Source organism: Paenibacillus sp. KS-LC4, assembly GCF_036894955.1.
Classification (GTDB): domain Bacteria; phylum Bacillota; class Bacilli; order Paenibacillales; family Paenibacillaceae; genus Pristimantibacillus.
Genome location: NZ_CP145905.1, coordinates 4,091,380 through 4,112,234, shown reverse-complemented (window position 1 = coordinate 4,112,234; position 20,855 = coordinate 4,091,380). Strand labels below are relative to the sequence as shown.

25 protein-coding genes are annotated in these 20,855 nt (G+C 48.6%); 21 read left to right on the top strand and 4 right to left on the bottom strand.

Features of this window, described 5'->3' with window-relative positions; genetic code table 11:
• Positions 1 to 3 precede the first annotated feature (3 nt).
• From V5J77_RS17350 to V5J77_RS17325, 6 genes are all read left to right on the top strand, one after another.
• Positions 4 to 1,224: a Ger(x)C family spore germination protein gene (locus V5J77_RS17350; protein WP_338552062.1), complete on the top strand. Its 1,221-nt coding sequence runs from the start codon at positions 4 to 6 to the stop codon at positions 1,222 to 1,224.
• Between the two features lie 10 nt (positions 1,225 to 1,234).
• Positions 1,235 to 1,462 (top strand): hypothetical protein, encoded by a 228-nt coding sequence (locus V5J77_RS17345; RefSeq protein ID WP_338552061.1) that lies wholly within the window; start codon positions 1,235 to 1,237, stop codon positions 1,460 to 1,462.
• Positions 1,463 to 1,478: 16 nt separating this feature from the next.
• On the top strand, positions 1,479 to 2,576 hold the full coding sequence (locus tag V5J77_RS17340) for an endospore germination permease (RefSeq protein WP_338552060.1): 1,098 nt from the start codon (positions 1,479 to 1,481) through the stop codon (positions 2,574 to 2,576).
• Positions 2,577 to 2,694: 118 nt separating this feature from the next.
• On the top strand, positions 2,695 to 3,093 hold the full coding sequence (locus V5J77_RS17335) for a phage holin family protein (RefSeq protein ID WP_338552059.1): 399 nt from the start codon (positions 2,695 to 2,697) through the stop codon (positions 3,091 to 3,093).
• An 89-nt stretch (positions 3,094 to 3,182) separates the two neighbouring features.
• On the top strand, positions 3,183 to 3,578 hold the full coding sequence (locus tag V5J77_RS17330; RefSeq protein WP_338552058.1) for a hypothetical protein: 396 nt from the start codon (positions 3,183 to 3,185) through the stop codon (positions 3,576 to 3,578).
• 192 nt (positions 3,579 to 3,770) lie between these two features.
• Entirely contained in the window at positions 3,771 to 4,160 is a 390-nt protein-coding gene (locus V5J77_RS17325) for a cytochrome C oxidase subunit II (protein ID WP_338552057.1), read from the top strand.
• Positions 4,161 to 4,309: 149 nt separating this feature from the next.
• Here the strand turns inward: V5J77_RS17325 and V5J77_RS17320 are convergent, their stop codons facing one another.
• On the bottom strand, positions 4,310 to 4,567 hold the full coding sequence (locus V5J77_RS17320; RefSeq protein ID WP_338552056.1) for a hypothetical protein: 258 nt from the start codon (positions 4,565 to 4,567) through the stop codon (positions 4,310 to 4,312).
• A gap of 109 nt (positions 4,568 to 4,676) precedes the next feature.
• On the opposite strand from V5J77_RS17320, the gene V5J77_RS17315 reads away from it, so the two are divergent.
• The 11 genes from V5J77_RS17315 (at position 4,677) to V5J77_RS17265 (ending at position 12,240) form a co-directional block, all read left to right on the top strand.
• Positions 4,677 to 4,964, top strand: coding sequence for a Dabb family protein (locus V5J77_RS17315; RefSeq protein ID WP_338552055.1), 288 nt, complete (start codon positions 4,677 to 4,679; stop codon positions 4,962 to 4,964).
• A 231-nt stretch (positions 4,965 to 5,195) separates the two neighbouring features.
• Positions 5,196 to 5,636 carry a HepT-like ribonuclease domain-containing protein gene (locus tag V5J77_RS17310; RefSeq protein ID WP_338552054.1) on the top strand — a complete coding sequence of 147 codons (441 nt, stop codon included), beginning with the start codon at positions 5,196 to 5,198 and terminating at the stop codon, positions 5,634 to 5,636.
• 72 nt (positions 5,637 to 5,708) lie between these two features.
• On the top strand, positions 5,709 to 6,380 hold the full coding sequence (locus tag V5J77_RS17305; protein WP_338552053.1) for a metalloregulator ArsR/SmtB family transcription factor: 672 nt from the start codon (positions 5,709 to 5,711) through the stop codon (positions 6,378 to 6,380).
• A gap of 45 nt (positions 6,381 to 6,425) precedes the next feature.
• Positions 6,426 to 6,989, top strand: a complete 564-nt coding sequence (locus V5J77_RS17300) for a hypothetical protein (protein WP_338552052.1) — start codon at positions 6,426 to 6,428, stop codon at positions 6,987 to 6,989.
• Positions 6,982 to 7,482 (top strand): YtxH domain-containing protein, encoded by a 501-nt coding sequence (locus V5J77_RS17295; protein ID WP_338552051.1) that lies wholly within the window; start codon positions 6,982 to 6,984, stop codon positions 7,480 to 7,482. Before V5J77_RS17300 ends, V5J77_RS17295 begins: the two co-directional genes overlap by 8 nt.
• Positions 7,483 to 7,741: 259 nt before the next feature.
• Positions 7,742 to 8,551 carry a glutamate racemase gene (racE, locus tag V5J77_RS17290; protein ID WP_338552050.1) on the top strand — a complete coding sequence of 270 codons (810 nt, stop codon included), beginning with the start codon at positions 7,742 to 7,744 and terminating at the stop codon, positions 8,549 to 8,551.
• 144 nt (positions 8,552 to 8,695) lie between these two features.
• The gene (locus V5J77_RS17285; RefSeq protein ID WP_338552049.1) at positions 8,696 to 9,616 is read left to right on the top strand and encodes a M14 family metallocarboxypeptidase; all 921 of its coding nucleotides are present in this window, start codon (positions 8,696 to 8,698) and stop codon (positions 9,614 to 9,616) included.
• 203 nt (positions 9,617 to 9,819) lie between these two features.
• Positions 9,820 to 10,056 carry a hypothetical protein gene (locus V5J77_RS17280; protein ID WP_338552048.1) on the top strand — a complete coding sequence of 79 codons (237 nt, stop codon included), beginning with the start codon at positions 9,820 to 9,822 and terminating at the stop codon, positions 10,054 to 10,056.
• Between the two features lie 50 nt (positions 10,057 to 10,106).
• A complete protein-coding gene (locus V5J77_RS17275; RefSeq protein WP_338556889.1) occupies positions 10,107 to 10,409 on the top strand; it encodes an iron-sulfur cluster assembly accessory protein in 303 nt (100 codons plus the stop codon).
• Positions 10,410 to 10,453: 44 nt separating this feature from the next.
• Positions 10,454 to 10,678 (top strand): DUF1450 domain-containing protein, encoded by a 225-nt coding sequence (locus V5J77_RS17270; protein ID WP_056029575.1) that lies wholly within the window; start codon positions 10,454 to 10,456, stop codon positions 10,676 to 10,678.
• Between the two features lie 119 nt (positions 10,679 to 10,797).
• A complete protein-coding gene (locus V5J77_RS17265; protein WP_338552047.1) occupies positions 10,798 to 12,240 on the top strand; it encodes a S16 family serine protease in 1,443 nt (480 codons plus the stop codon).
• A gap of 243 nt (positions 12,241 to 12,483) precedes the next feature.
• Here the strand turns inward: V5J77_RS17265 and V5J77_RS17260 are convergent, their stop codons facing one another.
• Positions 12,484 to 13,650 carry a class I SAM-dependent RNA methyltransferase gene (locus V5J77_RS17260; protein ID WP_338552046.1) on the bottom strand — a complete coding sequence of 389 codons (1,167 nt, stop codon included), beginning with the start codon at positions 13,648 to 13,650 and terminating at the stop codon, positions 12,484 to 12,486.
• Positions 13,651 to 13,764: 114 nt separating this feature from the next.
• Between V5J77_RS17260 and V5J77_RS17255 the strand changes: the two genes are divergently transcribed.
• Both V5J77_RS17255 and abc-f read left to right on the top strand, forming a co-directional pair.
• A complete protein-coding gene (locus V5J77_RS17255; protein ID WP_338552045.1) occupies positions 13,765 to 14,397 on the top strand; it encodes an O-methyltransferase in 633 nt (210 codons plus the stop codon).
• Positions 14,398 to 14,881: 484 nt separating this feature from the next.
• Positions 14,882 to 16,603 (top strand): ABC-F type ribosomal protection protein, encoded by a 1,722-nt coding sequence (gene abc-f, locus V5J77_RS17250; protein ID WP_338552044.1) that lies wholly within the window; start codon positions 14,882 to 14,884, stop codon positions 16,601 to 16,603.
• Between the two features lie 159 nt (positions 16,604 to 16,762).
• Here abc-f and V5J77_RS17245 read toward each other — a convergent pair whose 3' ends face one another.
• Together V5J77_RS17245 and V5J77_RS17240 are read right to left on the bottom strand one after the other, a co-directional pair.
• Positions 16,763 to 17,479 (bottom strand): hypothetical protein, encoded by a 717-nt coding sequence (locus V5J77_RS17245; protein ID WP_338552043.1) that lies wholly within the window; start codon positions 17,477 to 17,479, stop codon positions 16,763 to 16,765.
• A 2-nt stretch (positions 17,480 to 17,481) separates the two neighbouring features.
• A complete protein-coding gene (locus tag V5J77_RS17240) occupies positions 17,482 to 18,582 on the bottom strand; it encodes an ATP-binding protein (protein ID WP_338552042.1) in 1,101 nt (366 codons plus the stop codon).
• 318 nt (positions 18,583 to 18,900) lie between these two features.
• Here V5J77_RS17240 and V5J77_RS17235 point away from each other — a divergent pair, with 318 nt between their 5' ends.
• The gene (locus V5J77_RS17235; RefSeq protein WP_338556887.1) at positions 18,901 to 19,770 is read left to right on the top strand and encodes a DMT family transporter; all 870 of its coding nucleotides are present in this window, start codon (positions 18,901 to 18,903) and stop codon (positions 19,768 to 19,770) included.
• 96 nt (positions 19,771 to 19,866) lie between these two features.
• Positions 19,867 to 20,649, top strand: coding sequence for an MOSC N-terminal beta barrel domain-containing protein (locus tag V5J77_RS17230; protein ID WP_338552041.1), 783 nt, complete (start codon positions 19,867 to 19,869; stop codon positions 20,647 to 20,649).
• Positions 20,650 to 20,855 lie beyond the last annotated feature (206 nt).

Below are 20,855 nucleotides of genomic sequence, written 5' to 3'. Positions count from 1 at the left end.
AGCATGAGCAGATTTACCAGGCGAGCAGGCAAGCTGCTCTTGCTATTGCTGATAGGGTCGCTTGCCGCTTCTGTAGTCAGCGGCTGCTGGAACAGGCGGGAGCTGGATACGCTGGGCATACAGCTGGGAACGGCCATTGACAAGGTTGGCAATCAATACCGCGTATCGGTGCAGGTTGTTATTCCTAGCGAGCTGTCGGCCAAGGCAGGCGGGGGAGGGCGCTCTCCGGTAGCGATGTATGAGGCGACCGCGCCAACCGTGTTTGAAGCGTTCCGCAAACTGACGGAAACGAGCTCGCGAAAAATATATTCCGCGCATATCCGTGTGCTGATTATTGGGGAATCGCTGGCGAGGGAGGGGATTGCCAACGTACTTGATCTGCTGTCACGAAATCCGGAAGCCCGGACGGATTTTTACTTAATGATTGCGCACAAGGCGCCGGCGAATCAAATTTTGAAAATTTTGACGTCGCTGGAGAAAATCCCGGCGGAAAATTTATTTTACGCGCTGGATACGTCTGCCAAGACGTGGGCGCCTACGACAACAGTTACGATAGAACGCTTGATTGAACAGCTAGTAACAGATGGTATGAGCCCGGTGCTAACGGGTGTACAGCTGGAGGGTAATGCCCGTGAAGGGGAAAATATTTCGAATGTTCAGCAGGCAGAGTCGCGAACGCGTACCCGAATTACGGGGCTTGCTATTTTTCGTGCTGACAAGCTTATTGGTTGGCTCAATGAAATTTACAGCAAAGGCTACAATTATATTATGAATAATGTGACAAGCACAGTAGGCCATCAGATTTGTCCAGATGGCGGCTACATTGTTATGGAGGTCATACGCAGTAAAACGAAGCTTATCCCAAAGGTTGTTGACGGGAAGCCGGTCATTAAGGTGAAGATGAAGCAGGTCGCTTCGGTGGCCGATGTGGAGTGCAAAATTGATTTAACGAAACCAGAAACGATTGAAATGCTGGAAAAAAACGGGGAGAAAAGGCTGCAAGAGATCATTCAGGGAGTGGTTGAGCATGTGCAGAAAACCTATAATACCGACATATTTGGCTTCGGCAATACGTTCCATCAATATAAGCCTCAGCAGTGGGAGAAGTGGAAGGGTGATTGGGATGAGCTATTTCCGCAGGTCAAGCTGGAATATGACATTGAGGTTCAGATACCAAAGATTGGCACGACAAATGATGCGTTTCAAAACTATTTGAAGAAATGAGTGAGGCCTAGTGGCTGGAATTTTATTCATATCGGCTCTGGCCATAACGCTTGCATGTCTTGAACTGCCGAAGCTGGCGAAAAAAGGCTGGAAGAAAGAAATCGTTGTTTATTTGATTATGCTGCTGGGCGGGGCTTTTCTGAGCATATGCGCGATCAACCAAATCAGACTGCCCAGTCCATTAAATATAATTTTGTTCATTTATAAGCCAATGGCAGATTGGTTCGATGCATTATAAGAGAGGAGGCGAGGGTATGCTGAAGCGTGAGATCATAAGCACCAGACAAATGGCGGTACTCGTGCTATTTTTCATCGTGGGCGACATGTTCTGGTTTATTCCAACCGTGCTCGCTTCCATTCTGGACTCCGATGCATGGATTTCCTCTTTGCTGAGCATGTTCACAGGGCTCGTCGTCGTCTGGTTTATAGATAAATGCCGCCGCCTTTTTCCTGGACTTACGTTGATGGAAATTTATCGAACGGCGTTAGGAAAATGGCTGGGCGGCCTATGCAGCCTGTTTTTCTTATATCTGCTTTTCAATGCCATAGGTGTTCAATTGAGGGTCGTTGGCGACTTTGTTACGACTCAAATGATGCCGGAAACACCGGCTCGGGTGACCGTCCTAATGGTTACGCTTATAGTTGTCATTGCTTTAAGGGCTGGTCTGGCCGTGTTTGTAAAATCGGCCGAGATTTTTATTATGGGCGTGGTGCTGATGTTCATTATGTTTATTGTTATGCTGCTTCCGGAAGCAACCCTCTCCAATCTGCTGCCTGTATTTCACCATAAAGCAGTAGACTATGGCAAGGGGGTATTGTATTCGACCTCGTTCCCCTTTTTTCAAATGGTTACCCTTTTTATGTTCTTTCCTTCCATGAAGCAGACGGATGGCTGGACCAGAGATTTTATGCTGGCTTCCCTAGTAGCGAGCTTTTCTTTATTTCTGATCGTAATGATGTCGCTGCTCGTACTGGGCGATTACATGACGGAGCATCAAATTTATGCGGCCTACGCCATGGCCAAAAGAATTAGCATCGGCCGATTTATAGAACGGGTAGAGGCTCTGCTCGTCATCAGCTATATCGTGTCAACCTATGTGAAAATGACAATTAATGCTTTTGCCTTTATATATGGCCTATCTCAATTTCTGGGTTTACGAGAACAACGTGCAATGATATTTCCCTTCGGCTTGCTAATATTTGGCCTTGCTTATGCAATTGCCCCCAGCATGCCTTTTATAAATGGCCTTGCGACCATATGGCCCTTCTGGGATTTGACCAATATTTTGCTGCTCGTTCTGGCAGCTGTCATTATGGTCGTATTTAAGAAAGGAGAGACAAGAAATACATAGATCTGAACGGCAGATGGAAGAGTTCAACATAGTTATACGCATATTTAATAGAATGAATACGCCATCCCTAATCTCTCAGCATACGATAGTGTATAGATTGAGAAGAGGAGGATACCTGATGCCGGGGTTTGTATATCTTTGCTCCATTTGTGCGTTTTTAGGTTCTATCGTGACTTTTGCTTTTGGCGTATGGATGGAATCGCTTACACTGCTCATCGTTGTCATGGCCATAGACTATGTGACCGGGGTGTCTGCATCGTTAAAGGAAGGACGGGGCCTTAATAGTGCATTTGGGGCATGGGGGATTGCTCGAAAAGGGCTTATGCTGCTCGTCATACTCATCGCCCATCGTGTTGATCTGCTACTGGAAGCCAATAATGTGACGATGGGAGCAGCTATTTATTTTTATATTGCCAATGAATTGATCTCCATCACTGAAAATTACGGAAGATTAGGTTTGCCGCTGCCGGATAAGATTCGTCAAATGATTGAAGTTTTAAAAGATAAAAATAAATAAAAGTTTATCGTGCAGCACTTGTATATAGCAGCTCACTTTGTATATAATAGGAACAAGTGTTCTTATTTCGAAGGGGGCTGTTTATTTCGATGAAGCCATTGGAGAATCCGACTGCGCGCGTACTGGTTATGAAGCGAGAGCCGATACAGAGAGAGGATGAGCTTGTGCTTGCAAGGCGGTATGTGCTGCTGGGCATCATTGTGAGGATTTTGGACCATGATATTCGTGTGCTGCATTCAAGCGAAGCCAAGCTGCCTAAGCTTTATGAGACGATGCTGGCTGGCTTGCAGGACCGTGTGCTGCTGGAGCTGGCTGCTCTTCGCAAGCAACTGCGAAGCAAGGGCATAGCGATGCTTGAGGAGAAACGAAGTGAGGATGGGCTGGAAGCCCAGTATATTTGCCGAGGCTATCGTCACCGCTTTATTTTATTATGGGGGTATATTCGACTGGAATCGGAGCAGCTGCTTCGGACGTATTGTCGATAACTGCATGTTCTCCTTATCACTGAGAAAGTCAAGCTTCTCTCCCGCTGCATTTCGTGATGAATGAGAAAAGTTCATCATTTTGTCATAAACTCCAAAAAAGTTTTCCCCTTAGCCAGTTTAAGCTTGAGTACATACGACAATCTTATGTAATATAAGAAGTAAACATTAGATAGTAAAGGGGAGTACGTTGTAATGCATAAGTGGATTATGTTTGTATTAATGACAGCGGCATCGCTGCTAGGTGTTTATTTGCTAACAGTAGGTTTGCCTCCAAAGCCAGTGGATGAATCTGCTTCATTGCCTGAAGGAACAGTGCTAGTTAACGTACAAGCCAATGCGGATTTCACTTTTGATCAAACGGAATATAAAGTGAAGGTTGGAGACAAGGTCATTCTTCGTTTGAAAAACAAAAGCGGTATTCATGGTCTGAAAATTGATGAACTGAATGTTGATCTTGAAGGCGAGCAGTTGGAAACAAATATTGAATTCGACAAGCCAGGCGAATATGTGATGCATTGCTCTGTTCCATGCGGTACGGGACATATGGAGATGAAGACGAAGCTTATTGTAGAAGCGGCTTAATAAACGAATTTTTCATTAAAAAGAGAAGATGCTCTTGGGCGCTTTCTGTCACATAGCTTTTATAAACAAGAAGAGGAGCCGGCTGGCTCCTCTTTTTAAAAATATAAGCAAATATCATTTAGTCAGTGGACAGCCTTCGGCCGTTTACGCTATGCTCGATAACGCGTTCTCGATGAGGTGCGGTACACGATAGTGTCGGCAATTAATCCGAGCAGCGCCCATGTTGCGACTGTAAGTACATACATAAGCAGTACGCTTACCTCATGAACATTAATAAACAAATCAACAAACCAGGCCGGAACGCTGAGCATAAAAAACACCATGTTATGCGGATCGTAACCGGTGGAATTATACAGACATAAGGCGAGTCCAATCAGGGCGGCGATGGCCGTGAATTTATAACGCATGTTAAATCAGTCCTCTCATCGGTTTGACGTTGCCGGAATACGGCTGCTTGGGTTATTATGTGACAAAAGGGTATAAGCAATTCCACTAGTTGAAGGGAGTAATACAATAATGATTACGCATATTGTTTTGTTTAAACTTAAGGATAACAGTGCGGAGAGCGTAGAAACGACCGCGCAGGTGCTTCGCAATATGGAAGGTAAAATTGACGAATTAAAATCAATTACGGTTGGACTGGATGTTCTGCATTCCGAGCGTTCTTATGATATCGGCTTAATCACAACTTTCGAATCGCTTGATGCACTGGCAGCTTATCAGATTCATCCGGTGCACAAGAAAGTAATTGAGCATATGACCCAGGTTCGTGAAGCGTCTGTCAGCATTGATTTTGAAAGCTAAGGAGCTGCGAGAGTATTAGCACCGCTTTTTGTCAACAAATTAGCGGTGCTTTATTTCGTCGGAGTCTCCAAGAGACGCCAGCCTTAAGAGAGGACGTTAGTGGCAATGGGAGAAGACGTATATCAAATAATGACCTATTTAATCGTCATTATTGCCAGCAGCATTATTATGGTCGCTGTGCTGAAGCGCAAGGCCAAAAAAAAGAAGTAACGATAAAGGTGGCATAGCGGTATGTATTACGTGAATCGCGAACAAATTGCGGTGAGGCTTGATGCAATTCCCGACATAGCTGAAGCGCTGAACTTAATTGCAGCACAATGGAATGGCAGCATGCTGCAAGGACTGGCACAGGAGCGGGCGCTGCATCTTGCAGTTGAAACCGTAACCGATGTCGGCAGCTATCTTATTGACGGATTTATGATGCGTGATGCGAGCAGCTACGAGGATATTGTTGAAGTGACTGGAGCCGAAGGCGTATTTTCCGCAGAGCTTCTGCCGACATTCAAACAATTGGTACAGCTGCGCAGGCCGCTCGTTCAGCAATATTATGAATGGCAGCGGGCCGAGCTGCATCCGCTAACAAGGCAGCTTGCTTCGCAATTGCTGCGCTTCAAACAGGAAGTAGAGCTGTATCTGGAGCGCGAGCTGGTTGATTTTGAGGGAAAAGTTTAATCTGAATCGTACACACCATACTTTGAGAATATGTTACAATACCTGTAACAAGCGTTCGAAGGTGGCGATAGGGTGAAGCAGCAAAATCAACGAAGCTCCGGTCCTGCGCCGGATAAGAGAACGTCTCCAGGCTTTACGCGTCAGCGCATTTTGCATTTGCTCAAGAGGAATGGCTCCATGAATGCCGCGCAGCTTGCAAGCGAGCTTTCGCTGACTGAAATGGCTGTAAGGCGGCATATGTACGCACTGGAAGAGGAGCGGGCCATTCAAATTGTTACGGTCAAGCAGGCTATGGGAAGACCGATGCATCATTATGAGCTTACCGCTCAAGCGGATGACCGTTTTCCGAAAAACTATCATACGCTGGCGCTTGATTTACTTGGCGAGCTGGCGGATGAGGCCAATACGGCAGGTCTCATTACCCGTATGTTTGAAGGGCGCAAGGAGAAGCTATTGGAGCGTTACGCGCCCCGAATGGCGGGCAAAGCGCTGGAGCAGAAGGTGCTTGAGCTTGCAGCTATTCAAAATGCCGGGGGCTACATGGTCGAGGTCGAGACGTCTGGCGAGGGGTATTTTGTATTAAATGAATATAATTGCCCAATTGCTCAGGTCGCGAATCAATATCAGCAGGCTTGCAGCTGTGAGCTGACGTTATTTCAGTCGCTGCTTCATGCTGAGGTGGAGCGAACCGAATGTCTCGCTAAAGGCGGGAGCAAATGCACATACAAGATAAGTGCCGTATAGGTATTATATACGTTAATGGGATAAACCGATGGACAAGCGGGTCATATGACCTTGCTCTTGCCATCGGTTTTTTTGCATGCAGCTGTGTCAAGCCAAGCCCATGCTGCTTATAATGGCATTACGAAATGGGCAGATGCCCTGCTCTGGTCAACAGCGGGAGGTGAATGGGCGATGGACGTTATAGCGGGATGCGCGATAGCGGCGACGTTAGCATTTATTGGGTTGGTGGCGGGCTTATTGCTTGGCTTGCGCAAAGGGCTAGTTCGGCTGGAAAGGCTGCAAACAAGTGCTGATGAGCTGCGGGGACAGTTGCAGCATACAGCGGCCGAGGCAGCCGATTTAATAGAACCAGCGAAGCAATCCCTCCTGCTGGTGCAGCAGCAGCTCCAAAATATCCAGTCCTTGTTTACAGCGGCAGGACAAATTGGCGAGACGATTGAGCAGACGACAGAAACCGTTAGTAAGGTGTCCTCGCTATTGTCCGAATCCGCTGCTGAGCATATAGCGAAGGCTGAAACGAGAAATAAGGCAAAAGAAGCGATGGAATGGGCAGAGCTAGGTATGCTGGCGTGGCAGCTTTGGCAAACTAAGCGCAAGCACAATGGCTGATAGCAACAACGGCGCAAAAATGGCGGAATGCGCCGCAATTATGAAGGGAGCGAATCGTATGGCAAAGCAGAAGCAAACGAAAGGATTTTTGTTGGGGGCATTGGCGGGGACGGTCGCAGGAACGGTTACAGCGCTGCTGCTCGCTCCAAAAGCAGGAAAGGAGCTGCGTCAGGATATTGCAGGCGGCGTTCACGATTTAAGTGAAAAAACGGTTAGAGCAGTAGAACAGGTTAGCGAGAAAACGACTAGAACGGCTAAACAATTGGGTGATAAAGCGGTTCACCTTGCGGACCGTGCTAAGGATGGAGCAGGAGCATTGATCTGCAGTGCGCGTACATGGAGGAAGGGCGAGGCTCAATTTACGACGGAGGCTGCCGGTGAAGTAGGGCAAACGGGCCTAGAGGAAGCGGAAAGCCGCCCAGAGGAGCTAATTACGGAGGAAACAGTTGAAGCTAAAACGGAAATGGAAGCGACAGATCCGATTGAAAAATAGGGCGTTGTCCGCTCTGTATAGCTGACTTAATATCAAGAATCGAGCAGTAACGATGCATGGAGCCTGGCTTATATAGGGAGCAGGCTCCTTCCTTTGTCTCAATAGAAGCATATGTCACGCCGTATCTTAAGCGTATTTCTTGATGGATATACATAATTGAGATAAGATGTAGGTACGTTTTGATAGCACAAAACATATGCTGTTGATGAATTATTCTTCTTATGAGCGACTACATTACGTTTAAGAAAGCGGTGTGTTTGTGCAGCAACCGATTGCCATACTAGACTCAGGAGTGGGCGGGCTTACCGTCGCCAAGGAAGTTATGCGCCAACTGCCGCGTGAAAAAATTATTTATTTTGGGGACACGGCTCGCACGCCCTATGGGCCGCGCCCTTCGCAGGAAATCGTTCAATTTACACGGGAAATTGTCGATTATTTAATCCAGTTTCGGCCGAAAATGATTATTATAGCTTGCAATACTGCTACTGCGGTTGCGCTTGAGGATATACGTTCCAGAGTAGACATACCTGTCATTGGTGTTATTAATCCCGGGGCAAGAGCGGCCATCAAACGCACACAGACGGGCTGTATTGGCGTCATCGGTACAGAAGGCACGATAAGCAGCGGCGCTTATGAGCTGGCTCTCAAGGAGCTTTCGCCAAGCGTACGCGTTATAAGTGAGGCTTGTCCGCTATTTGTTCCGCTTGTAGAGCGGGGCAACTTTCGTTCCAGTGAAACGTATGAGACGATTCGCCGATCTATCGGTCACTTAAGCCAATATCCGATGGATTGCCTCATATTGGGCTGTACGCATTATCCTTTTTTGGCAGAGGCGATTGCTGAGGTTATTGGCTCCCGTATTGAGCTCATCAGCTCGGCAGACGAGACAGCTCGTGATATTAGCACGATCCTTCATGATAAGGGTCAGCTTTCCCGAGGCGAAGTGTTGCCCGTTCATCAGTTTTTCTCCAGCGGCGACCCCTTAATGTTCAAAGCTATTGCCCAGCAATGGCTTGGCGAGCAAATTGAGCTGACGCCTGTCGTATGGCAGGTGCCGACGATTGGATAACGGCGTTATTCGTCAGTGCTAAGTCACTGCTAAATTTCTGCAAGGCTTGTTTTCTGCCCTCCAAAAAGCTTCCCAAGCCGCCCGCAAGTGGCATGGGAAGCTTTTTTGCCGAATACAATCAAGGAGAAGTGATTTTGGAGCGAGGTGAGGCATACGGATCAAGAAGTAGGAGGAGGAAAATACGGCTATCAGGAGCTGCTGGCGGATTGCCGCGAGCTTACGGAAGCATACCCATTTGTCACCGTTCATACCATTGGGCATAGCGTACTGGGCAAGCCTATCGTTGCGCTACGCTGTGGAACGGGTGCAAGAAGCATTCATATGAATGGAGCGTTCCACGCGAATGAATGGATTACGTCAGCCTTGCTTATGCGATTTGTAGCTGATTATGCTGTCTCTTGCGCCGAGGGCCGCTCCATCTGCGGGGAGATGGCAGCGCGTCTGCATGAGGAGACGACGCTGTGGGCGGTGCCCATGGTCAATCCCGATGGTGTGGAGCTTGCTCAGCAAGGAGCGCTGCCTGCCCACCCTTTCTACTCCCAGCTCATGGAATGGAATGAAGGCCGAGAGTCATTTGCCGATTGGAAGGCGAATGCGCGCGGCGTTGATTTGAATGACCAATTTCCGGCGCATTGGGAGGAAGAGTGCCAGCGTCGCGAGGTTCAGGGGCCAGGTCCACGTGACTACCCGGGCCCTTATCCTTTAAGTGAGCCAGAGGCGATGGCGATGGCGAATTTAACGACAGCACAGCGCTTTGATTTGACCGTCGCGCTGCACACGCAGGGCGAGGAAATTTACTGGAACTACCGGGGCTATGAGCCAAAGGAATCGGAGCAGCTTGCGGAGCGGCTAGCGCTCGTAAGCGGCTATAAGCCTGTGAAGCTGACAGGCAGCGATGCTGGCTATAAAGATTGGTTTATTCAGCGTTTTAGGAGGCCGGGCTTTACGATTGAAGCGGGAAGAGGTGAAAATCCACTGCCGCCTCAGCAGTTGCCCGCCATTTATAATTCGGTGAAGCCGCTTCTAGTGGAGGCATTGTCGCTTCATCGGGCACGGGAGCTTTAGCCCTGTTCAAATGCAAGCACTGTACGTGTGGCAGAGAGTGAATAGCCGTAGGAAATGAAGCGTTAGCTTCGTTTTCCTGCGGCTATTGCCGGATGTGCGGGGCGGGGCAGAGCAGCGAGAGTACCCGCCTTTAGTCCAGCTTTGCAGCGGAGATGGTTATGCTATAATGAAGGCGAAAATAACAAAGAAAGGCGGCAAAAGACATGCGTAAATTTTTATCGCTCCGGCATTGGCAGCGCACGTTCAGCCGAATTTTTCAGCTGCTTCGCTCTAAGGAGGTTTCTTGGAAGGACAAGCTGCTGTTCCTTGTTCCGGTGCTGCTGTATTGGGTTTTGCCTGACGCCTTGCCCTATTTGCCGTTTGATGATATAGCCGTGACGATGATTGTTGCACAATGGTTTGCCCGCAGAACCGAGAACAAGTATAATAGGATAAGCTAAAATTTTTTTCTAATTGCTGGTTAGACAAATGAAGGAGTGTTTAAGTGATGATGACAGTCAAAATTTCGCGCAATGCGGCAAAGATATTGAAGCTTGAGCTGGACAAGCCTGAGAATGAAGGAAAGAAGCTTCGCGTATATGTGACGCATTCTCATGGTGACCATGCGCACTATGGCATGGGCATTGATGATCCGACGGATAAAGATATCGTCGTATCCACAGATAAAGAAATCGACGTAATTTTGGAGAAGGACAACAAATTCCTTGATGGCATTCGCATTGACTACTTCTATGTGCCTGAAGAGGGCTTTGCTATTACGAACCCTTCCCAAGGCAATCACGGCGACCACTAACAAGCTGTGATACCGAAGATAATACGGAAGTAGGACTAACAATAATGGCAAATGATATAATGGTATGTGACAAATGCAGGTTTTATCAGGTTAAGACTTTGGTGCCAAAGCTGCAAAAGCTTGCGCCCGATGCGGAAATTCGGGTTGGCTGCAAATCTTATTGTGGGCCTTGCGCGAGGTCGCCATTTATTTTTATTAATGGGCGTTATATTAAAGGCGCTACAGAAGATGAAGCGATTGAGAAGGCCAAACGTTACATTAAAGGCTAGTCAAGATAGGGCAGCAGTGAAGGGACTCAACATCTGTTGGGTCTTTTTTGCATAAGCTTATCCATTGGTAAAAATCAAGCGGCCTTCTGCAAAAGGTCCACATGAGAGGTTGAGTAAGCATGCGTCGTTTCCGCTATTATATAGCTGGATTGGTTTTGGCCTTGCTATACATTATGGCTGCTGAGCTGATTTGGCTTCCCGCACCGCTGAAGCTTCCGGCTTCCGGCATATTGTGGATTGATATGATTAACTGGCTGCTTTATGCGCTCGCAATCATTCCTTTGCTGTGGCTGGCAGGGGGCTGCCGGGGCATAGTGGAGCGTAGGAAGCGAAGCGGCGGTTTTGCACCTGTTGCGGCTATTCGTTTCGAGCGGCTGCTTGCTGTTGTTCAATACGGTATCGCTATACTCGGTGTGTCCGCTATTTTAAGCATTGTCATTTTCCCGCAAAGGTTGATGCTATCACTGCCTCTCATCGGCGGTATGCTGCTGATCGTTTGCATTGAAATGGCTTGGAGCGAGCTGCTAGTACGGCGCAGTCATTCGAGGCGAGGAGGTCGCTTGCCAAAAACCTTTATTGGGATGCTTGGGTCTGCGCTGGCCGCTGCTTTTGTACTCGTGTACCCGACCGATTATATCGTCACCTACCCTGGGCTTACAATGAACATGAACCGCTACGCCCATGTGGAAGGTGGAGCCGCTGGAGGCAGCATTAGCGGCGTGCTGGTGTTTGATCGGCCTGCGGTGCCTGCTGACTGGCTCTACAGCCTGGTGCTGCCGGAATATACGTTTGAACGCAAGCCTGAGAATGAGCCCTCCTTGTCAGAATCCTATACGCTCGTTTCCACGATGAAAGCCGATGCGAACAGTGTAGCTGCGGCGATTGCCGAGGGCAAGGCTGGCATAGGGGCTGGCGTAACGACGACGGGGGTCCGTATTGTCGGCATGACGAAGGATTCCATCGCACAGGGCGTACTCGTTCCTGGCGATTTAATCGTCAGCTTGAATGGCAAGGCGGTGGATAATGTGATGGAACTAACCTCCTATATGGAAGATCCAGCCTTTGTTACCCCTGGAAAACCGGTTCAAGTCACTGTTCAGAGAGGGACATTGGCAGAAAAATTAACGCTGGAGGTGAAGACGGCTGCCGCAGCAGCTACCGATCAATGGCCTGTGCGCGCCGTCTTCGGCATATCGGTGCAAAATGAATTGAAGCTGGATGCCCCAAGGCCTGTCAGCTATTATTCGTATATTGCCCATATCGGCGGTCCATCCCATGGCGCCATGCTGACGCTTGCGCTTTTGGATCAGCTTACGCCAGGCGGGGTGACGCATGGTCTGAATGTTGCGGGCACAGGCACGATAGAGCCGGACGGCTCGGTAGGCCTCGTAGGCGGCGTGCCGCAGAAGGCTTATGCGGTAAGCCGAACCGATGCGGATGTTTTTTTCGTGCCGGAGGAGCTTGCGCCGGAGGCGAAGAGCGCAGCACCGGAGCTGCGCGTCGTGCCGGTAAGGACAATCGACGATATTTTGCTCTGGCTGCAAACCCATGGGAAATCCTGAACAACGGGTGCAAATAAACCGGAGGGGCTGGCTGCTTGCTTAGGAGCATGCCCTATAAAAATCCCCCCTAACACGCCGCGATACGAGCGGTGTGTCAGGGGGGATTTGCTTTATTGTTGAACGGCCATTTGATAGCTGCCCGCTCGCCCGCAGCAGGAGGAGACAAGGAGGCAGCTCTGCAAAATATTGCTGAGCTACGTTCCAGCATATATTTGTCCTCTCCTGCATGTGGGGCTCATTTCTCTATTTGCCTGATGAAGGGGCTTTGCGGTTCGCATACAGCCCGCCTGGTCCAAAAAATTGATAATAGTTACACTCAATCCGACCGTTAAACAGCTTGCGTTTTTTGTCGGCAGGACGACCCATATAATGCTCGATAGCGGCAACAGGTGTAAAGGCGAAAAATGACCAGGTCGGCAAATGGAGCGCTGACATGCCGAACTGGCGCAGCGCCGCTTCCGCCTCGCGATCATCGCCAAGACGCTCCCCATAAGGCGGATTCGTCACGATGACACCGTATTCGCCCGCAGGCTTTATCTTCGCTGCTGGCATGACGCTCAGCTTGATGTCTTTGCCGAAGCCGGCTTTTTTGATGTTGGCTGTTGCGATGTCGATGGCGCTCGGGTCAATATCCGAGCCGGCAATTTGCAGCTCCACATCATCCTTCACCGCATCAAAGGCTTCTTCTCGCGCCGTCTCCCACAGCTGGTCGGGCACCAGCGGCCAGCCCTCGCTATTAAAGGAGCGACGCAGCCCTGGCGCGACGTTCCATGCCAGCATAGCGGCCTCGATTAGAATAGTGCCCGATCCGCAGAACGGGTCGTACAGGGGGCGCTCAGGCTGCCAGCGGCTAATTTGCAGCAGCGCGGCGGCCATCGTCTCGCGCAGAGGCGCTTCCGTCGCCACATTGCGATAGCCGCGCTTGTGCAGGCCAGCTCCCGTCGTATCGAGCGTCAGCTGTGCGCGATCATTAAGCAGCGTCACTTCAATGACGTAGCGGCCCTCATTTTCCGGAAACCATTCCGTTCCGTAGCGCTCTTTCATTTTTTCTACGACAGCCTTCTTCACGACGCTCTGGCAGGCAGGGACGCTGGAAAGCTGCGACTTGTGGGAACGCCCATCGACTGGGAACTCGCCATCTCCGGGAATCCAGTCAGGCCAGTTCAGCGCCTTTGTGCCTTCAAACAACTCCTCAAAGGTGGTTGCCTGAAATTCGCCCATCTTGACTAAAATACGTCCTGCCGAGCGCAGCCATAAATTCGTGCGGCAAATATCGATCGGCTCGGCCGGGAATGTAATGCGTCCATTTTCTACTTTCAAATCGGTATAGCCAAGCTCCTTCAGCTCGCGTGCGACAATCGCCTCAAGGCCCATTGGCGTTGTTGCAATTAATTCAATTTTCGTTGTCATTCGTGTCACTCTCTCCTTCGTATGTAAAGCGCAGTTGAATCCTCACGGTCAAAATCATACAATCAAGTATAGTAAACACAGCTTGTTTTGACAAATGAAAGGATGAACAAAAAAATGTCGATCGAAAATGATCAATATGCAGACAGCTTATATAAGGAAGATTTAGACCTGGTTCGGGTACGCGCAACCCTTGCGGCAAACGGGATGCCGGACATTTCCGTCGCCGATGGCTACGGCCGGCTGCTGACGATGCTGGTGGCGATGTCGGGGGCGAAGAGGCTGCTCGAAGTGGGCGCGCTCGGCGGCTACAGCGGTATTTGCCTGCTGCGGGGAGCGGGAGAAGGCGGACGTCTGACGTCGCTGGAGCTGAAGGCGGAATACGCAGAGGTTGCGCGCGGCAATGTGGAGGCAGCGGGCTATGGACAGGCTGTCACATTCAAAATTGGCGATGGCAAAGCAAGCTTGGAGCAGCTTAAAGCAGAGGGTCAGCAGTTTGATTTTTTCTTTATTGATGCGGATAAGGAGGGCTATCCCGCGTATTTGGATTATGCGCTCGCATTAGCAACGCCAGGGGCGATTATTGTGGGCGACAATGTATTTTTGCGTGGACGGACGATGAATATGGCCCGAGTGGGTCCAGCCATTCAGGCCGTAAGGACGTTCAATGAGCGCATTGCAAATGATGAGCGGCTACTGAGCACGGTGCTTCCCGGCTATGATGGACTGGCTATTGCGATTGTAAAATAATTGCCGAATAGCGGGGCATGTCCATGATCATGTGTCTGCTTCCGCGTACAAGAGCATAGCATGTAGTGTGCTAAGAAGGTTGACGCTTGCAAGCCGGCTATTTTATAATAATGGGGAATTAAAATTAGCGCTCCGCGAGAGAGGGAACGGTGTCCGAGGATCATGAGAAAATAACCTATTCATTCAGAAGCTTACAAATGACAACTTTATGATGAATTAAAAGTTCATTTTCTGAAGATAGGATTATTGCGCCCATTTCCGGACATGCCTCGTTGCTTTCGCTCGCGTTTTGGCACGTATAACTGGTTATTTTTCATCGCGAACGTTAGCTTTGCCGCCACATAACGGCTTCAGCCGCTTACGCTTGGCGTACTTGTTTGCTGCTACACCTGAACAGGGTAGCTGCGAGCTTTTTCGAAAATGGCTATTATTGGCGAATAATCCTCTTCAGATCGAAACTTATTCGAGCTGGGGAGGTTTTTTTATGGGGAAATTAGAGGCTAAGTTTATAGAAATAACAGTACAGGATCGCTTATTAGGCAGGCTGAACGGTGTTTGGGAGCTTGGGGATCAAGAGCGTGTCGGCATTATTGGCGTTAATGGAGCGGGTAAATCGACGCTGCTTGCTGTGCTGGCGGGCAGGCTTGCGCCGGATAAAGGCACAGTAACCCGCAGCGGCTCAATTGCCGAGCTGTTTCAGGCAGCGGGTTATCGGGGTGAGGAGACGGCGGGAAAACAAGCAGAGCAGCCGTTATCTGATGTGCTCAGCGAAGGAGAGAGCGCCAGCCGCTGGCAGGCTCTTCATGCAGAGGAGGCGGAAGCCTTTGGCAGCGGGGGCGAGAAGACGAGAACAGCGATAGCCGAGCTGTTTGCAAGCGGAGCGGAAATATTGTTTGCAGATGAGCCGACGAGCCATTTGGATGCGGCAGGCATTCGCCAACTGGAAGAAGCCTTCGCGGCGTATCCTGGAGCTGTCATTCTCATCTCCCATGACCGCGAGCTGCTGGATCATGTGTGCACCTCCATTATCGAGCTCGATGCAGGGGAAATTGTTATTTTTAAAGGCAATTATTCGGCCTATAAGCGGGAAAAGGAGGCGAAGCGGGCCCGAGAAGCTATTGAATATGAGCAATATGCCAAGGAAAAGCATCGGCTGCTTGAATCTATCGCCAAGGTGCGCCAGTCGGCAAAGGGTATCGGCCATAAGCCTAGACGGATGAGTTATAAGGAGGCGAATCTTGGACTGGAAGGCATGCGCAGCTCGCAAGCGAAGCTAAATAAGACGGCAAATGCACTGGAAAGCCGCTTGGAGCGGCTAGCGGTGAAGCAGAAGCCTGCCGAGCTTGAAATGCCCTTGTTTGATGCGCAGATTCATGAGCCTTGTCGCAGCAAGCATGTGCTCAGGCTGGAGCAGCTTGACGCAAAGCTTGCAACTGATCGCTGGCTGTTCCGCGAGCTGACCATTCAGATTAAGCCAGGCATGCGCGTTGCGCTTGTAGGCGGCAATGGAGCGGGCAAAACGACGCTGCTGCGGAGCATTTATGAGCAAGTGGCAGGGGTTTCAGCAGCTCCATCCTGCCGAATAGGCTATTTCCAGCAAAACTTATCGCTGCTGGATGAAACCAAAAGCGTCTTGCAAAACGTATTGGCAACAGCCATCTACCCCGATGCCCATGTACGAACCGTATTGGCAAGGACGCTATTTAAGGGCGAGGATGTGTTAAAGCAGGTTGCGCTGCTGAGCGGTGGTGAAAGAGTGAAGGCGGCGCTTGCGAAGCTGCTGCTGAAACGGCATAATACGCTGCTGCTCGATGAGCCGTCGAATTATTTGGATATTTATGCTCGCGAGCAGTTGGAAGAAACGCTAAGAGCTTACCCTGGAACGATTATATTTGCGTCCCATGATCGGCGCTTGGTTAGTGGAGCAGCGACGCATACGCTACAACTTCTCGGTGGCAGGGAATGGCGCTTCAGTGAGAACGAAGCGGCTGAAGCTGGCGATGATGCTGCCAACCATTGTACAGCTGTAGGAATAGGATCGGTGAAAGCGAGTGTGGAGCGGGAGGAGCTGCGGCTGAAGCTGGAGCGCGAGTTCGCCGAGACGCTGGCGCGGCTATCGCTGCCGCATTGCTCAGCCGAGGAGAAGGCGGCGCTGGAGCTGAAATTTAGCGAGCTGGTCGCTAAGCGCAGGGAGCTGAGTTTATAACGCACGGCTAAATGCAGTGGGTGAGTAAGCTTTATTTTTCAAGATTAAGATGTTGTTAAGGTAGGCTATGTATATGAAAAATGGGTAGTGTTCATATATTTTTAAAATGAACACTATCCATTTAACGAGTAGATCAAGCATCTATATAACTGCTGTTAATTAGCTTTCAATTGAGGGAGCGGCTGTATCTTGACCATGAATGTTTAATTTTAATTGCGCCATTGAAGAGATAAAGTCACGGAATGATGGCAGATGGTTGGTTTCATTAACACGTTTTATCATTTCGGAGAAATAATGATCATTTTGTACAGCCTTAGTTCCTTTGCCCTTTGTATAGCTCAAGCCACGATCAGCCAACATAGATTTTAAGTAATGCTCGTGATACTGGGCTGTAGTTGTATATTGCGAAAGCTCCGGGTGCAACGGCATTATTTCAGGATCAAGCTCATTGACATTGTAGTGCTTGAAGCATTTTTGAAAATCAGGTGAATCAGGATTTCTTCTGAAAATTTTGCGGTTTCCAAGACACCAAGTTTCAATACATGGATTTTGAACAATTGTTATTAAACGATTAGGGTCAAAGCGATGCTTTTGCGCTTCAGCCAGCACTTCTTGTTTGCGGGCGGGTATCCCGATATCATCCCCATCAAGAACGACCATAAGGTAATCAAATTTCGGATTCTCCTTCATGTCCTCAATGGCATTGCCAACATCATCTATGATGTTCGGGTAGCCGCCGCAGCTGAATAAATAATAGTGATTGCTGCTCACGTCTTCAAGGTGATGCACATATGTAAGCTCTGGCAGCAGAATACTGAGCCAAGCAGGGTAAATATATTTTTCTGATCGACCTTCCACCAGAATATATAAATTCATGCTTAATCCCGCCCTTCTGAATAAGCGGCAAGATTAATAAGCTGTTTGAATGCATCATGTCTGGATTTGCCCAAATTGTAATCCGAAGCATTTTTAACGATTACGGTACCAGCCTCCCTGCTGACGATTTTCCAATGATTCATAGGGATTTTGTTGATTATGTAGGGGTGATGGCTAGTTAAAATATATTGAGAGCTGCGATTAGAGCCGAAGTCAAATAAATCAATACAATTAATGCCTAAGCTATTCTCGAACTCATCAACTAGTATAATACTATCCTCAGGCTCCAAGTAGCGAAGTGAAATAAAAAGGAGTGTTTTGAGCATGCCAGAAGATATGTCGTATGAGGATATCCAGCCTACGCCTTCCTCATATATTTGTAATTCATAATAATCTTCGTTATGGGGCGAACTTTCTAAGTGAAATCTTATGTCAGTAATAAAATCAAAAACTTGATTAAATTCTGTTTTAATATTTTTGACTGTATCTTTGACAACGAATGAGGCAATAAGAAGCTTAGATGAAATAGGCGCATTGTTATTTTTCAAAAAAGTAAGGAACTCGTTATAGGATTCTGGTTTGACTTCTTCAAAGTTGGGTACAATTTTGGATCTGAATACGATATGTCGACCTGCTTCGAAATCAAAAAGCACGATTTTTTTAAAGGCAGTGAATACAGGCTTTATCGTGTCTTCCTCCGGAAAAATGCCAATGCAGCTTTTATTCAAAGCAATTTTCGGAGCAAATTTTCCATTAGAAAAGATAAGGTCGGTTCTAGTGCGTTTGAAAAGCGTTTCTTGATCTGAGTTTGGCTGAATGATGGATAGTTTTTCGAAAACAAATCCAAACGAAGGGGAATTTTCATTTAGAGCATCAAATCCAGTAATTTTATGGGAATCGGTAGATTCTGTTTCACCTTCCCATAAATACAGCACGCCTAATTCTTCAAAGGTTATTGAAAAAGATATAGGCTCCACTTGCGAAGTGTTTTCCCCTAAAGCTAAATCCTTTAAATTAGTTAAAGCTTTCAATATCTTTGTTTTACCTACACCACTAGCACCAACTAATAAGGTTAGAGCATCAAATTCCAACTGATCTAACATCCAGTTTGTTTCCTTGTTTATGTAACTAAATGATAGGAGCTTCAGTGTAATCACACCCTTATAATCTAATTTTCAAATCGTGTTTACACATATTTTAAAGTACTAAATGATAGTTGAATTATAGCATATCGCAATATAGACTTGCAGTTAATGAGCGGATTGCCGCTAATGTACTCAACCGAGATGACCGCATTGCCAGCGTATGCCTCCCATGATAAACATTTATTTTATTTATGCTGAAAACTATTGTATCATCTGGTAAAACGACGATACAAGGAGCTGTTCAAGGTGCCCGGAATTTCACGATCAGCGGCAACGATGTATTTAATTTTTCTCGTGTTCATATGGGGCATTAATTGGCCGCTTTCTAAATATGCGCTGGATTTTTCTCCGCCTTTATTGTTTGCAGGCATTCGAACGCTGCTTGGCGGTATTGTGCTTATAGGCTTTGCCATATGGAAGCGAGGACCGCTGCGACTAAAGCAGAATTGGCCTATTTATGCTATTGCCTCTGTACTGAACATCATCTTTTATTACAGCTTTCAGACGATAGGGCTTCAATATATGCCCGCAGGGCTGTTTACGGCCATTGTCTTTCTACAGCCTGTGCTGCTCGGTGTATTCGCATGGCTGTGGCTTGGAGAGGCGATGTATCCGCTGAAAATAGTCGGTCTGCTGCTGGGCTTTGCCGGAGTGGCAGCCATTACGGCGGGCGGTATTTCCGGTCATATTTCTGTGTGGGGTGTCCTGCTTGCCATTGCTTCGGCTATATGCTGGGCGGGTGGTACAATTTATACGAAAAAAATGGCGCCGCGAGTCGATCCCTTATGGATGACTGCGATGCAGGTGGCTATTGGCGGCGTTGTTATTTTGGCTGCGGGCTTAGCGAGCGAAAGCTGGTCCGATATTGTATGGAATATGTCGTTTATATTCGATACGCTGTTCATCTCTGTTTTTGTCATTGCGATTGGCTGGCTTATTTATTTCAAGCTAATCGGCAATGGCGATGCCGCAAAGGTCGGCTCGTTTATGTTTCTAATTCCGCTTATTGCGATCGTGTTCAGCGTGTTGTTTTTAAATGAGCATGTAACGATTAATTTGGCGGTCGGTCTTGCGCTCGTGGCAGCCAGCATTATCGTTGTAAATAGGAAGCCCAGACGTTTGGAGAAGGAGCTTCCTGTGCTATGATAGCTAATGGAATGGTGTGAAAGGAACGGGCGCTGCTCCTCTGGGGGTAGTGCCCGTTTCACGCAGTTATTTTGCAGCAGACAGGAGAAGTGTGCATTGACAAAGAAACCGGCAGTCGGACAAGTGAACACACGCTTAGGCGCGATTAAGGAAATCCACCGCTACCCGATAAAATCTTTTGGAGGCGAGCAGCTGGCTTCCAGCAAAATAGAGACTTATGGACTTTACGGAGACCGCAGCCACGCGTTTATTGATGAAACGAAGGAGGGCTGGGACAGCTTCATTACGGCACGGGAAATTCCGGCGATGCTGGCCTATAAGGTGCAGCTTCAGGACCATGCTGATTTTGAAAAGGGTACGGCGGCGGCTTCCGGTTTTCCCGAAGTGACGGTCACGTCGCCTGACAATCGCGAGCTCGCGTGGAATGGGCAGCTGCTCGCCGAAATACAGACACACACCCGCACGGCTATCTCCATGCGGCGTTATGCGCCGGAAACGCCGGATTTACTCGGCATGGATGCCAGCAGCGTGCTCATTGTGACAGATGCGCTGCTGAGCAAGCTTGAGGCGCTGTGGGGCAAGCCGCTCGATGCGCGGCGGTTCAGGGCGAACCTGATTGTGGCGCTTGCGGGCGATGCACCGGATGAAGAGAGCTGGATCGGCAAGCGGCTCCAGCTTGGAAGCGCTGAGCTGCGAGTAGATGAGTTTTGTGAGCGCTGCTCCATGATTGCGCTGGACCCCGACACGCAGGAGCGGGATATGTCGCTGCTCAAAACAGTAAATCAGGAGCTTAAGCTGCATGTCGGCTTGTATGCCTCAGTAACGAAGGCGGGGCTTGTCCAAGTAGGCGACGAGCTGTTTCTGCTGTCTGACGATTGAGCCGGCAACTGTAGGGGACTTTACCATGCTCATTCATATGGTGGGACGTTTGCTTCGGCCCACCATTTTGGTTATAAACCTCAGGAAAAAATAGGTGATAACTACACAGCCTACATAAATATCAACTCTAAGAGATGTTGAAAATGGGAAGTGCTTGAAATTTCAAAATTGTAACAGAAAAGGTGGGTTGATGGAATATTCTGCGC